Origin of the sequence: Campylobacter concisus, from assembly GCF_003048535.1 — a bacterium.
In the GTDB taxonomy this organism is placed as follows: Bacteria; Campylobacterota; Campylobacteria; order Campylobacterales; family Campylobacteraceae; genus Campylobacter_A; species Campylobacter_A concisus_S.
Map to the genome: position 1 here is coordinate 41,382 of NZ_PIRQ01000005.1, position 11,167 is coordinate 52,548.

The following is an 11,167-nucleotide window of genomic DNA, read 5'->3' on the forward strand; positions in this document are numbered from 1 at the left end:
CAAAGGGCGCTAAACGCCCCTTTTATTTTTTTAAATTTAAAGAGCACCTGCCTAGGAATTTACACGCAGGGCAAAAACCCGTAACGCCGACGATAATCGGGATTAACCCGATTAACGCCCAGTAGCTCTCGTAAAAATACCAAACCGCTACCGTAAAAATTAGCCCCAGTACGACCCTAATAATTCTACTTTTTACGCTTACCATATTTTTACCTTTTTTTAAAAATTTTATAAAGCGGGCAGTAACCGTAATATCCCGTTAAAAGCGGAATTAACCCGACCGTCCACAACCAGCAGTCGCAAATAAATCCGAAAATAAAAAACCAAATCGCCGCTATAATTAAACGTATAGTTTTATCTAAAACGCTCATTTTATCTCCTTTAAGCTAAAGCTTTTAGCATTCCGTTCATAACCATAGGTTTAAATCCGTAAATTTTAACCAGCCAACTCATGTAGCTCTCTCTAGTAGCGCCGAAGCACTCCAACGTCGGAGCCGTTCCCTCCCAGTCGAACTCTACCATTATAGCCTTGCCGTATTTGGTGATAAAAGGGCAAGCCGTATATCCGGTAAATTTCTCGCTAGGTTCTCGTCCTTTTATCGTATCGGCTAAATTTTTAGCTAAGATCGGATACATTTTCCTAACGCTAGCCCCCGTTTTGCCGGACGCAAATCCGCAAATATCGCCGATACCGAATATATTTTTAAATTTTGTACTTTGCAGGCTGTATTTATCGACGGCTAGAAAATTTAGCTTATCGGCCTCTTTGGTTAGGCCGGCGCGAGCTAAAATTTCGCTTCCTTTTTGCTTAGGCGGCAAGTGAAGCCAGTCGTATTTTACGTCGATTAGCTCGGACGCGATTTTATCTTCGCCGTTTTGCCTATACGCCGTCCAAAACTCGAAAGTAGCGGTATTTGAGCTTTTATCGACGGCTACGATTTGGTGGCGAAGATTAAATTTTATCTTTCTTTTTATCATTATTTGAGTCATCGCCGCGGCATAAGTCGGATCGCCGAAAAGCTTGCCGCCGCCGACGTAAAGATTAACGCTGCCTTTATCGCGGTTGCCGGCCAACCTCAGCCTATCTTCGCTCATGCATGTTACTTTTTTATTAGCGCCGCTGCATTTCATCGGGGTTTTTTGATCGCAAAATACCGCCGCGCCGCCGTTTTGAGAGAATTTTTTCATCAGCTCGTTGCTCTTTACGGCGCCTTGTAGAGTGTAGACGGAGGATATATTGCCGCTCGTATCGTTAATATCCTCTAAGCTTAGCCCCTTAACGGCTTCAAAGTCGTATTCCACGCCGCTTGCTACGATTAGATAATCATATCCCAACTCGCTCCCGTCGTCTAGGACGAGTAGATTTGCTTCGGGCTTTATTTCCGATACGTTTTTGCGTATCCACTCGGCTCCTTGCGGGATATAATCCGCTTTTTCGTAAACGACGTCGCTAGCTTCGTAAATTCCGACGGCGATTAGCGTAAAGCCCGGCTGGTAGTAAAATTTCTCGTCTTTATCCACGAGAATTACCTTGGCGTTAGGCATATCTCTTCTAAGTTTAGCCGCCAACGCGATACCGCTAAGTCCTGCGCCCATTATGACGATTTTAGAATTTATATCGTCGTTTTCGCCACCCGTTACCGAGCAACCGCTCATACTCGTGGCTAGTCCCGCGGCCCCCATTAGCTTTAAAGCGTCTCTTCTTTGCAGTCCTTTCATAAATTCTCCTTTAAAACGAGTTTATGAAATGCTACCTAAAAAAGACCGCCCTCTCCGTAACAAAGTTACCTTAAAACGAGAATTTTAAGAAACTAGCCTTATTTCACCGCGGCTTTGCGTTATTTGCCCGCTTCTCTCAAGCTCTTTAAGCACCCTAGATACCGCTTCTCTAGCGCTTCCTAGATGATTCGCCAGCTCTTCGTGAGTTATTTTTATAAAATTTTCGTTTAGATTTTCGATGCTTTGAGATAAAAAATTCATAATCCGCGCCGAAAGCGGCAAAAACAAAGCTTGCTCCATAACGTTTATCGTTCTGGCAAACCGATCGGCTACGATTTTTAGAGTAAAATTTAAAATACTTGGATATTTTTCTTTAAGAGGTTTGTAAATTCGCGCCGGAATAACGATAATCTCGCTATCTTGTTCGATTTCGACGCTTACTTTATTTTCTAGCGAATTTATAGAACACGTATCGCACAGCACGCAACTCTCATCTTTAGTTAGCCTAAATATCGTTATTTCCTTTGCACTAGACGACACAAACGCCCTTAAAACGCCTTTTAGTATAAGGATAAATCCAAAGCAATCGTTTCCGGAGTAAAATATATCGCCCTTTTTTACGGTTTTTAGATACGCGTTAGCAAAGATCGCATTTAGATCCTCGCTTGCTAGATCGAAATTATTCGTAAATCTCTCGCGCAAAATTTCTTTTAACTCTTCGCTTAGCATTTTGCCCTTTCGTGACTTCGTTACAAAAATTTAACCTTATTATAGGTAATATTGCATAAAAATTTAATACGAAAAGAAAAACAATGCACGACGTTAAGCAAAACGACTCGCAAAGCAAAATAAAATCGCTTCCGATTATGCTTTTTGCCGGTACTATGGGGCTTGGAGGGCTTTGCGCGGCTTATAAGAAATTAAGCGAGATATTTGATTTACCGGGCGAGATATTCTCGGCGCTTAGAGCGTTAGACTGCACGGTATTTTGCCTGCTTTCGGCGTTTTACTTCTTTAAGCTTTTAAAATTTAAAGAAGAGGTAAAGGCCGAATTTTCGCACCCTATAAGGATAAATTTTTTCGGCGGATTTATCATCTCGCTTTTTCTTTTAGCTCTAGCCTACAAAGACGCGCCGAGACTATACTACTCGCTTTTTTACGCGGCTTTAGGCTTACAAACGATTTTTACGCTTTACGTAATTTCTTTTTGGATCGACGAAAAATTCGATATCGCGACGCTAAATCCGGCATGGTTTATCCCCGTAGTGGGCAACTTGCTAATCCCGATCATAGCCGAAAAATCTCAAGCGATCTGGTATTATTTTAGTTTGGGGCTATTTTTCTGGATTATTTTATTCACCGTTATATTTTACAGGCTAGTCTTTTGCGATAAGTTAGCCGACAAATTCATCCCGACGCTAGTCATTACGCTAGCGCCGCCGGCTATGGCGTTTTTGGGATACGTAAAATTAACCGAGCAATTCGACGCTTTTGCGGCAATACTGCTTAATATAAACGTATTTTTCGCGGCGCTTATACTTTTTTCGTATAAAAGATTTATTAAACTCAAATTCGCCCTATCGTGGTGGGCTTTTACCTTCCCGACGGCCGCTAGCTCCATAGCGTTTTTAAAAGCTTACGAAATTACGCAAAGCGATTTTTACTTAGTTTTAGGAGTCGGCGCTTTTGCGGCTTTAGTCGCTTCGATTTTGATAGTCGGATTTTTAACGGTTAAATCTATAATAAGCGGCGAAATTTTTTCGGAAAAATAGCCTTAGCTCAAAAATTTACTTTAGTAGTATTCGTAGCTGATTTCTAGCTTTTTATATAGGCCGATTTCCGTTATGTCGCCGTTTTCGTAGTATTTGTCCGCGGGCTTAAATTTGACCGAGGTTTTACGCGTCAAATTTCCCCGCTCGTCCCTGCTTATGTCTTTAAACTGCAAGATTTGCCAGATTTTTGCCTCGGAGCCGAAGTAATTTACCGACGTATACTCCATCTCGTCGCCGTTTGCGGCGTAGTAATAAACCCATTTTGAGTTCGGGGCTTGCGTGATTTTTTCGTATTCGCCGTTTGGCTTGCGCTCGAAGCTTATCTCTATGCCGTGGCGCGGCTCCATATTATTTTCTATCCGCGTTAAAACGCCATTTTCGTCGTAGACGTAGCTATCGTCCGTCACTAGCGTCCCGCCGGAATACGCCGCCCGAGCGATCGTTTTGCCGTCCTTGCCGTAAGTAGTTTTCTCCGTGCGGGGGTAAAATTTATCCTCCACATGCTGCTCTTTAGCCGTCGCGACTAAATTTTCGCCGTCAAATTCGTATTCGTAGAGATAAACGGCGCTGTCTTGATATTTTTTGCGCACTAGCCCGTCTTTGCCGTATTCAAACAAAACCGAGCTGTTTGGCACGCCGTTTATATGCTCGGTTTCTTGCAGTATATAGCCGTTTTCGTTAAACTCCGTCCGCTTTACGCGCGTATTTTCTAGCGTCCCAAAGCCGTCCGTAGAGTATTCATACTCCGTAGCCGTCATGCTTTTAACCTCGCCTTTTAGCTCTCTTTTGCTCCAGTCGTTTTGCGGTAAAACGGCCGAGTTTAGATAGCAAACCGCCGATGCCGCCGCTAAAATAGCCTTTAAAATTTTCATTTTTATCCTTTTTCAAATCACGCAAAACCTAGATTAATTTAGGTTAAAATTTCGCCTAATTTAGCCCCAAAAGCGGCAATACCGATAAAATCCCAGCTTTTATAAGTTTAAATTTATAAGCAAGCCTGAGGTGAATTTTCATTTCCGGGCGGTTTATCAAATTTAAACCTAAGCTTCATTTACCTTTTTAAAAATTTCTCTCATCTCCTCTTCACTAAGCGGCTCAACCAGTATATTTGCGGCGTCTATGAAGCGATATTTTTCTTTTGGCAGATTTGCCATAAAAGCGCCATATTCGAATTCACCGAGCACGTGCGCGTCCCTATCGTCTACGCCGACTACTAGCGTAAGCATCCAGCGCGAGACCTTTCTCTCTCCTAAAATTTCTTGCGCCTGCCACGAAGGAGAGGGAGCATAAGGCAAGATAGTCGATAAATTTTCGCTAAGCGTATACGCGCCAAAAATTTCGTTGCCGTCTTTATCTTCGTATAAATTCTCTCTTGCACTATAAGCGTCAAGATACTGCACCCGCCTCATCATCTCATCGAATTTAGCCGCAGGGCTAGCGCTTGCAAAAATTTCATCTATCATAACCGCGTCAAACGCCACGTCGCGCTCTAGGCCAGAGATATAAAGCGTTTGATTTTTCTCTTTTGCGTCCTTTAGAGCTTCAAGTCCCCACATTATGTCGGCTTCATAATCAAATTTTAAAATTTGCTCGCTATCGTAAATTTCCTCGTTGTCGCACTCTATTTTCGAGCCGGTTTTGGCTGAAATTTTAGATAAAAGCAAAATCGCCGTCTGCCAGTCGCCGACGCCGCTTGGAGTACAGACTCGGACGATATATTTGCCGTCTTCATAGCTTAGCTCAAAGCCGCGAGCGCTCTTTTGCCATACGCCAGCAATCATCACGTTTTCGTTTAGCGAAAGCTCGCTCGGCTCGTCGTTTTGGCTATTAAAAAAGCAAAATCCCTCTATAAACTCTGAAATTTCGCGCTCGCTTAGCGCCTTTTCATATCCGCCCAAAAGCTTCTTTTTATTTCTTACCTTAAATGTTACGCTCATAAATTCTCTTTCGCCTACTCTAGAACGTCATCACTTGATCGCACTGCCTAACCCACTCGGACAAGATATCCATGCTACCTTTCACCTCAGCCTCGAAATAAGGCTCTCCCGCATGCAAACCGCACCTCGTTTGGCAGCTACCGCAAACCTTTAACATAGCGCCACTAGCGTAAAGCTCTTTTAACATCGCTACTAGATCTACGTCGTAGTTTTCCGGCTTTTTGGTGCTATTTCGCGCAAGATCGACCGCGTCGTTCATTAGAAAAATTCTAACCTCTTCGCCTTTTTCTTTTAGCGTTTTAGCTAGCCTTAATGCGTTGTAAGCATTGTCGGTACCGTTGTATGGTTGATTTGTAAGTATAAATAGAAATTTTTTCATCTTTTTCTCCTTTTGCCAAAAATGTAGTGCAAACCGGGCAAATTTTAGCCAAGCTATATAAAAAGAGGCTAAATTTATCTAAAAAGTAAAAGTACGCCGATCATGCAAACGATAATGGCGGTGCAAATTTCAAGTAGCCTTAGGTGCGTTTGTAAAAATTTCTTTAGCATAGCTCCGCCAAGCGCGTAGATATTTAGCGAGCAAAACTCGATGAAAACGAGCGTTGCCGCGATCGCGCACATACGAGTTAGGCTAAATGGATCGTCTTTGTCTAAAAATGTAGGCAGTAAAGCCGAGAAAAATATCCATGCCTTTGGATTTGTGACGCAAACGATGAGTCCGTTTATAAACATCTGCTTTTTGCTTGGCAAATTTGAGACGTTTGTTACGCTAAGCTCGCCCTTGCCAAAAAGAAGCATCGCGCCAAGATAGAGCATATAAAGCCCTGCGATGATGTTTAGCGCCTTAAATGCGTGCTCAAAATGATGAAGCACCGCACCCACGCCAAGCATACAGCAAAATGCCACGAAAGCAAGCGAAAGAAGCTGTCCGGTCATCATAATAAGCGAGTGTTTATAACCAAAGCTCATACCTATACTCATCGCATAGGTCATGTTGATGCCTGGCATTAGCGAGATAGGAGCAAGCGTGGCGAAAAAGAGCAAGAAGTCCATAAAAAGCCTTGAAATTTAGCTAACAAATATAAAAATTTAAGCTATAAATCAGATCCAGCGATCAAATTTATAGCTTAAATTTAAAAGGCGGACTAAGCCGCCTCCTTTTTTAGTGAGTTAAAAAATACTCTTGAATTTTGGCTTTGTCGCTTGTTTTTGTAAGCGCAAGCATCAAAAGCACTCTAGCTTTTTGCGCGTTTAGGTTATCGCTTGTTAAAAAGCCGTATTTTGCGTCGTCCACTTCGCCGTTCATAGTCGTCTCGCCACTTCCTACACGTGAGTCGCGAACTACCACTACGCCAGCTTTTGAAGCCTCACCAAGTGCGTCAAGCACGCTAAAGTAAGGGTTGCCATTGCCAAGACCAGCGCTAACGATACCTTTTGCGCCGTTTTTAACAGCTATTTTTACAAAGTCAGGATTGTCATTTGCGTGAGAGTAGATGATATCGACTCTTGGAAGCTCTTTTACACCCTCTAGATCAAATGCTGATTTTGCTGTGTGTTTTCTAATCGGATTCATATAGTATTTTACGTTGCCATAAAAGACTGTGCCGATCTTACCGCTATTTGGTGATTTAAATGTATCAACGCCTGTGGTGTTGGTCTTTGTCACCTCTCTAGCAGCGTGAATTTCATCATTCATAGTAACCACAACGCCCTTGCCTACGCTATCTTTGCTGATAGCTACGTTTACAGCGTTAAATAAATTTAGTGGACCGTCTGCGCTTAGTGAGCCGCTATTTCTCATCGCACCTACAAGGACGACTGGTTTGTCGCTTTTAACGACTAAATTTAGAAAGTACGCCGTCTCTTCCATAGTATCCGTTCCGTGAGTAACGACGATGCCATCAGCTTTGCCGCTATTTAGAAGCTCGTTGATTCTATTTGCAAGCTTTAGCCAAACTTCATTGTTCATATCCTGTGAGCCGATATTTGAAATTTGCTCGCCTTTTATGGTAGCGATTTTGTTGATATCTGGCACGGCTGCGATTAGTTTATCGACCGTAACAGTTCCAGAAGTATAGCTCGAATCAAGCGATCCTGAGCCGCTTCCTGCTATCGTTCCACCAGTAGCTAGTATGTAGATGGTTGGCTTTGCAACCGCTAAAGTAGCACCTAAAATCATGAGTAACACCGCCTTAAAGATTAAACGCATTTTAGCTCCTTTGCATTAAAATTTGCAAAGTCATTATAATGCCATTTATTTAAAAAAATTATTAACTTCCAAATTTTATATTTATTTAAAAAATTCTTATCAAAAACATATAAATTCCGGTTGAAATAACTATGCTAAGAAGGGTATTTTTAAATTTTAAATGCATCAAAATAGCCGTAAATACCGCCACTATCTCGCTTAAGCCATAAGGAAACTCGCTAAATTTCGTATCTTTTAAACCGTAGCAGACCAAAACGACCATTATCATCATACCCATATGCTTCTCAATGGCGTCTAAATAAGGGTTTGGCTTATAGTTTCTTAACGCATAAAACGGCGTCGCCCTCGTTATAAAAGTAGCCAAGGCGCTTAAAAGCACTGCCACAAAAAGCACCATTTCACTTGAGCTTGCACTTATCAAATTTTATCCTTAAACAAAAGCAAAAATACAAAACAAAGTGCCATCGAGCCAACCAGCACAAATTTAGCTGGAAAGAGGCTCACTCCAAGCACGCCAAAAAAGACTGCAGCAAAGAGCACGCGGTAGTTTTTGTCATTTTTAAACATTTCAATCACAATAACTATAAAAAGTGCCGTTAAGCTAAACTCAAGCCCTTTTGTATCGGCCTTTATAAGATCTCCAAGAAGTGCTCCAAGCAGCGTCCCAGCCGCCCAGTATGACCACGAAAGTAGATTTAGCCAGGCAAAGACAAAACTTCGATCACTTGCATCTTTTAGCCCTAAATTTTTAAATATCGCAAAGGTCTCATCCGTTAGCAAAGCGATGCTTAAAAGCCTAAATTTGATCCCGCTATACTCTTTTAAAAGTGAAATTCCATAAAAAGTATGGCGTAAATTTACAAGGTAGCTCACGATAAAAACCTCAACATAGCTCGTGCCAACACTAAAGAGCGAGAGCATCATAAACTGAGCCGCGCCGCCGTAGGCAAGAGTGCTAAGAGCGACGGCGATAAACGCGCTAACGCCCATGCTTTTAGCCAAAATCCCAAAGGCGACACCAAGCGGAAAATAGCCCATAAAGATAGGAATGGATAGTTTAAAAACATATTTAAATGTCAAATTTTTACCTTGATAAAAGCCGAAATGTTAGCAAAATTTGAAAAATTTAGAGTAAAAATAGAGTTAAATTTTATAAAATGATAGAAATTTTTGGAGTTAAAAGATGAAAAAGATAATTTTAATTTTATTTTGTGTTCTTTTTTCTTGGGGTAAAAATTTTGATACGACTAAGCTTGAAAGTGAGTGCGCTTTAAATAACGTAGAAAGCTGCACCGATCTTATATATATCTACCTTGACAAAAATGAGCGCGATAAAATGGCAGCTATGGCAAACAAGGCCTGTGAGCTAGGCAATCCACATAGCTGTCTATTTTTAGGAAATACATATCTACAAAGAGACAGCCTAGCACAAGAAAAAGAAGAAGGGCTTAAGCTTTATAATAAGGCTTGCGAACTAAAAAATGCATTTGCTTGCTACACCCTTGCACTTATCTACGAAACCGGAGATACTGGTATACCAAAAGATAAAAATAGAGCAAAAAACTACTATAAAAAAGCCTGCGAGCTTGATTTGGGTGAAGCTTGCAGTAGCTTAAAAATTTCTCAGTAACTTTCATTCTTGCTCCTAAAAACAGAAATTTTAGACGAGATGTGCCAAATTTTAATTTCGCCCAAATTAATGAGTCTATTTTATCGAGTCCTTGCCTTTTGGCGTTTTGTTTAAAAAGCAAAATACCTCAAGCATGAAAGAAAGCAGTATAAGCCCAACGATAGCTAAAGTCGCGTTCATACTACCTACCTTTTAAGTCCATTTACTATTTCAAGCATCGAATCACTCGTAGTTATCGCCTTTGAGTTTGCCTCGTATGCGCGCTGACCAGTGATAAGATCAGTCATCTCTTCGACAAGCTGGACGTTACTCATCTCGACAAATCCTTGTCTGATCGTACCAAGTCCGTCAAGTCCTGCCACACCCACCACCACGTTACCGCTAGCACTTGTTTCTAGGTAGTTATTATCACCCATTGAGTGAAGGCCGGCTGGGTTTATGAAATTTGCTAGCTCGATCTGACCTATCTGAGCCATCTCTCTCTCACCTGCTTGGAGCACTGATACGGTGCCATCTGTGCCGATAGAAATTTGCGTCGCATTCGCAGGCACGGTAATCTGAGGGATTAGCTGATAGCCATCGCTATTTACAATAGTGCCGTTTGCATCAAGCTTAAATGCGCCATTTCTAGTATAGGCTGTCGTGCCGTCAGGAAGTTGAATCTGAAAAAATCCATTGCCAGCTATTACCATATCTAGGTTGTTGCTAGTCTCTTTAAAATAACCCTGAGAGAAAATTTTATTTATCGCCGTTGGACGCACACCAAGGCCCACTTCGATGCCTGTTGGGCTTGTGGTAGTCTGACTCGTAGCCGTACCTGCATACTCCATGACTTGATACATAAGATCAGCAAATTCAGCCCTATTTTTCTTGTATCCATAAGTATTTACGTTTGCGATGTTGTGTGAGGTTACGTCTATCTGCGTCTGCTGAGCTATCATACCAGTGGCCGCAGTGTAAAGTGATCTCATCATAGTTTTATCCTTTTATTAAGCTTTTAGGGCTAGTTTTTGAACAGCATCTTGGTTAAGATCGTTCATGTGGCTTGTCATAACCTTTTGATACATATCAACTAAGCGCTGGGTTTCTATTAGACCAACCATTTCTAAAACTGGGTTTACGTTTGACATCTGAGCATATCCTTGCATCACGCTATCAGCTTCGTCAAGCTCTGTGATGTCGTCAAAATTTCTACTCTCAAAGAGATTATCTCCGACCTTTTTAAGATCTCTTATCTCTCTTGGCTGAGCGATAAAAAATTTAGAAAATTGATTATTATTTGAGTATAAATTTCCATTTTTATCAGCAGTTAGCACCTCGCCTTGTGGCACTTGGATACCTCTTTGGCCAGGATTTTGTGCCTCGTAACCACTTGGCAGCACCTTATAGCCCTCCTTTGTGACGATATAACCATCACCATCAAGGCTAAAAGAGCCATTTTTGCTAAGTTTTACGCCATTTGGAGTATCGACCAAGAAGAATGCGTCATCTCTTTTTATCGCAAAATCAAGCGTGTTTGAGCTGTATTTAAAGCCTCCGGCGCTAAAGTCAGTGTATTCTTCACTTATTTGTGGTACGCGGTCAAGCGTTCTATTTAAAAATTTAGCTCCATCTTTTGTGTGATTTTTAAGTGGGAGCTCATCTTGCGTCTCTTTAAAAATTCTCGCAAAGTCACCGATAACTACGTCATTTCGCTTGTAGCCAATCGTATTTACATTTGCAAGATTGTTTGAGATCACATTTAGTCTGTTAAACTGCGTTACCATGCCAGCAGTGGCTTGATAATAACCATTTTGCATGCATTTTCCTAAAATTAATTATTGTCACGGTTTTTAAAGCAATAGCTGTTCCAAAATTTTAATTTTTTAATTATTAAATATTTCATAAAGTTTAATAAATA

General features: G+C 41.3%; 15 protein-coding genes. 2 read left to right on the forward strand and 13 right to left on the reverse strand.

All coding sequences use genetic code 11. The annotated features are described in order from the left end of the window. Window positions 1-22: 22 nt before the first annotated feature. The 4 genes from CVS93_RS05670 to CVS93_RS05685 all read right to left on the reverse strand — a co-directional run bounded on the left by CVS93_RS05670 (window position 23) and on the right by CVS93_RS05685 (window position 2,448). Window positions 23-205: a DUF2892 domain-containing protein gene (locus CVS93_RS05670; RefSeq protein ID WP_072594653.1), complete on the reverse strand. Its 183-nt coding sequence runs from the start codon at window positions 203-205 to the stop codon at window positions 23-25. 4 nt (window positions 206-209) lie between these two features. After that, complete coding sequence (locus tag CVS93_RS05675; protein WP_021091464.1) at window positions 210-371, reverse strand: DUF2892 domain-containing protein; 162 nt, start codon at window positions 369-371, stop codon at window positions 210-212. A 10-nt stretch (window positions 372-381) separates the two neighbouring features. Further along, entirely contained in the window at window positions 382-1,719 is a 1,338-nt protein-coding gene (locus tag CVS93_RS05680) for an NAD(P)/FAD-dependent oxidoreductase (RefSeq protein ID WP_107686911.1), read from the reverse strand. Between the two features lie 84 nt (window positions 1,720-1,803). Further along, complete coding sequence (locus CVS93_RS05685; protein WP_087580643.1) at window positions 1,804-2,448, reverse strand: Crp/Fnr family transcriptional regulator; 645 nt, start codon at window positions 2,446-2,448, stop codon at window positions 1,804-1,806. A gap of 83 nt (window positions 2,449-2,531) precedes the next feature. Between CVS93_RS05685 and CVS93_RS05690 the strand changes: the two genes are divergently transcribed. Then, window positions 2,532-3,491, forward strand: coding sequence for an SLAC1 anion channel family protein (locus CVS93_RS05690; protein WP_107686912.1), 960 nt, complete (start codon window positions 2,532-2,534; stop codon window positions 3,489-3,491). Between the two features lie 20 nt (window positions 3,492-3,511). Here the strand turns inward: CVS93_RS05690 and CVS93_RS05695 are convergent, their stop codons facing one another. The 7 genes from CVS93_RS05695 to CVS93_RS05725 all read right to left on the reverse strand — a co-directional run bounded on the left by CVS93_RS05695 (window position 3,512) and on the right by CVS93_RS05725 (window position 8,717). Next, window positions 3,512-4,363, reverse strand: a complete 852-nt coding sequence (locus tag CVS93_RS05695; RefSeq protein ID WP_107686913.1) for a hypothetical protein — start codon at window positions 4,361-4,363, stop codon at window positions 3,512-3,514. A gap of 168 nt (window positions 4,364-4,531) precedes the next feature. Next, window positions 4,532-5,428, reverse strand: a complete 897-nt coding sequence (locus CVS93_RS05700) for a DUF4299 family protein (protein WP_107686914.1) — start codon at window positions 5,426-5,428, stop codon at window positions 4,532-4,534. A gap of 19 nt (window positions 5,429-5,447) precedes the next feature. Then, entirely contained in the window at window positions 5,448-5,807 is a 360-nt protein-coding gene (locus CVS93_RS05705; protein WP_085658300.1) for a DsrE/DsrF/TusD sulfur relay family protein, read from the reverse strand. A 74-nt stretch (window positions 5,808-5,881) separates the two neighbouring features. Next, window positions 5,882-6,481: a LysE family translocator gene (locus CVS93_RS05710; protein ID WP_107686915.1), complete on the reverse strand. Its 600-nt coding sequence runs from the start codon at window positions 6,479-6,481 to the stop codon at window positions 5,882-5,884. A gap of 109 nt (window positions 6,482-6,590) precedes the next feature. Then, window positions 6,591-7,637 (reverse strand): type II asparaginase, encoded by a 1,047-nt coding sequence (locus CVS93_RS05715; RefSeq protein ID WP_107686916.1) that lies wholly within the window; start codon window positions 7,635-7,637, stop codon window positions 6,591-6,593. An 85-nt stretch (window positions 7,638-7,722) separates the two neighbouring features. Further along, a complete protein-coding gene (locus CVS93_RS05720) occupies window positions 7,723-8,058 on the reverse strand; it encodes a branched-chain amino acid transporter permease (protein ID WP_107686917.1) in 336 nt (111 codons plus the stop codon). Further along, window positions 8,055-8,717, reverse strand: a complete 663-nt coding sequence (locus CVS93_RS05725; protein WP_107686918.1) for an AzlC family ABC transporter permease — start codon at window positions 8,715-8,717, stop codon at window positions 8,055-8,057. The genes CVS93_RS05720 and CVS93_RS05725 overlap by 4 nt, the downstream gene beginning before the upstream one ends. Before the next feature lie 103 nt (window positions 8,718-8,820). Between CVS93_RS05725 and CVS93_RS05730 the strand changes: the two genes are divergently transcribed. Next, the gene (locus CVS93_RS05730) at window positions 8,821-9,267 is read left to right on the forward strand and encodes a tetratricopeptide repeat protein (RefSeq protein ID WP_107686919.1); all 447 of its coding nucleotides are present in this window, start codon (window positions 8,821-8,823) and stop codon (window positions 9,265-9,267) included. 185 nt (window positions 9,268-9,452) lie between these two features. Here the strand turns inward: CVS93_RS05730 and flgG are convergent, their stop codons facing one another. Then, window positions 9,453-10,241, reverse strand: coding sequence for a flagellar basal-body rod protein FlgG (gene flgG / locus CVS93_RS05740; protein WP_021091447.1), 789 nt, complete (start codon window positions 10,239-10,241; stop codon window positions 9,453-9,455). Between the two features lie 15 nt (window positions 10,242-10,256). Next, window positions 10,257-11,066 (reverse strand): flagellar hook-basal body protein, encoded by an 810-nt coding sequence (locus tag CVS93_RS05745; protein ID WP_107686920.1) that lies wholly within the window; start codon window positions 11,064-11,066, stop codon window positions 10,257-10,259. Window positions 11,067-11,167 lie beyond the last annotated feature (101 nt).

What these genes read in the sequence shown, in the direction of transcription:
- CVS93_RS05730 (WP_107686919.1), top strand. Translation starts at nt 8,821, where the DNA reads ATGAAAAAGATAATTTTAATTTTATTTTGTGTTCTTTTTTCTTGGGGT.
- CVS93_RS05670 (WP_072594653.1), bottom strand. Translation starts at nt 205, where the DNA reads ATGGTAAGCGTAAAAAGTAGAATTATTAGGGTCGTACTGGGGCTAATT.
- CVS93_RS05715 (WP_107686916.1), bottom strand. Translation starts at nt 7,637, where the DNA reads ATGCGTTTAATCTTTAAGGCGGTGTTACTCATGATTTTAGGTGCTACT.
- CVS93_RS05680 (WP_107686911.1), bottom strand. Translation starts at nt 1,719, where the DNA reads ATGAAAGGACTGCAAAGAAGAGACGCTTTAAAGCTAATGGGGGCCGCG.
- CVS93_RS05710 (WP_107686915.1), bottom strand. Translation starts at nt 6,481, where the DNA reads ATGGACTTCTTGCTCTTTTTCGCCACGCTTGCTCCTATCTCGCTAATG.
- CVS93_RS05690 (WP_107686912.1), top strand. Translation starts at nt 2,532, where the DNA reads ATGCACGACGTTAAGCAAAACGACTCGCAAAGCAAAATAAAATCGCTT.
- CVS93_RS05745 (WP_107686920.1), bottom strand. Translation starts at nt 11,066, where the DNA reads ATGCAAAATGGTTATTATCAAGCCACTGCTGGCATGGTAACGCAGTTT.
- CVS93_RS05705 (WP_085658300.1), bottom strand. Translation starts at nt 5,807, where the DNA reads ATGAAAAAATTTCTATTTATACTTACAAATCAACCATACAACGGTACC.
- CVS93_RS05675 (WP_021091464.1), bottom strand. Translation starts at nt 371, where the DNA reads ATGAGCGTTTTAGATAAAACTATACGTTTAATTATAGCGGCGATTTGG.
- CVS93_RS05700 (WP_107686914.1), bottom strand. Translation starts at nt 5,428, where the DNA reads ATGAGCGTAACATTTAAGGTAAGAAATAAAAAGAAGCTTTTGGGCGGA.
- flgG (WP_021091447.1), bottom strand. Translation starts at nt 10,241, where the DNA reads ATGATGAGATCACTTTACACTGCGGCCACTGGTATGATAGCTCAGCAG.
- CVS93_RS05695 (WP_107686913.1), bottom strand. Translation starts at nt 4,363, where the DNA reads ATGAAAATTTTAAAGGCTATTTTAGCGGCGGCATCGGCGGTTTGCTAT.
- CVS93_RS05685 (WP_087580643.1), bottom strand. Translation starts at nt 2,448, where the DNA reads ATGCTAAGCGAAGAGTTAAAAGAAATTTTGCGCGAGAGATTTACGAAT.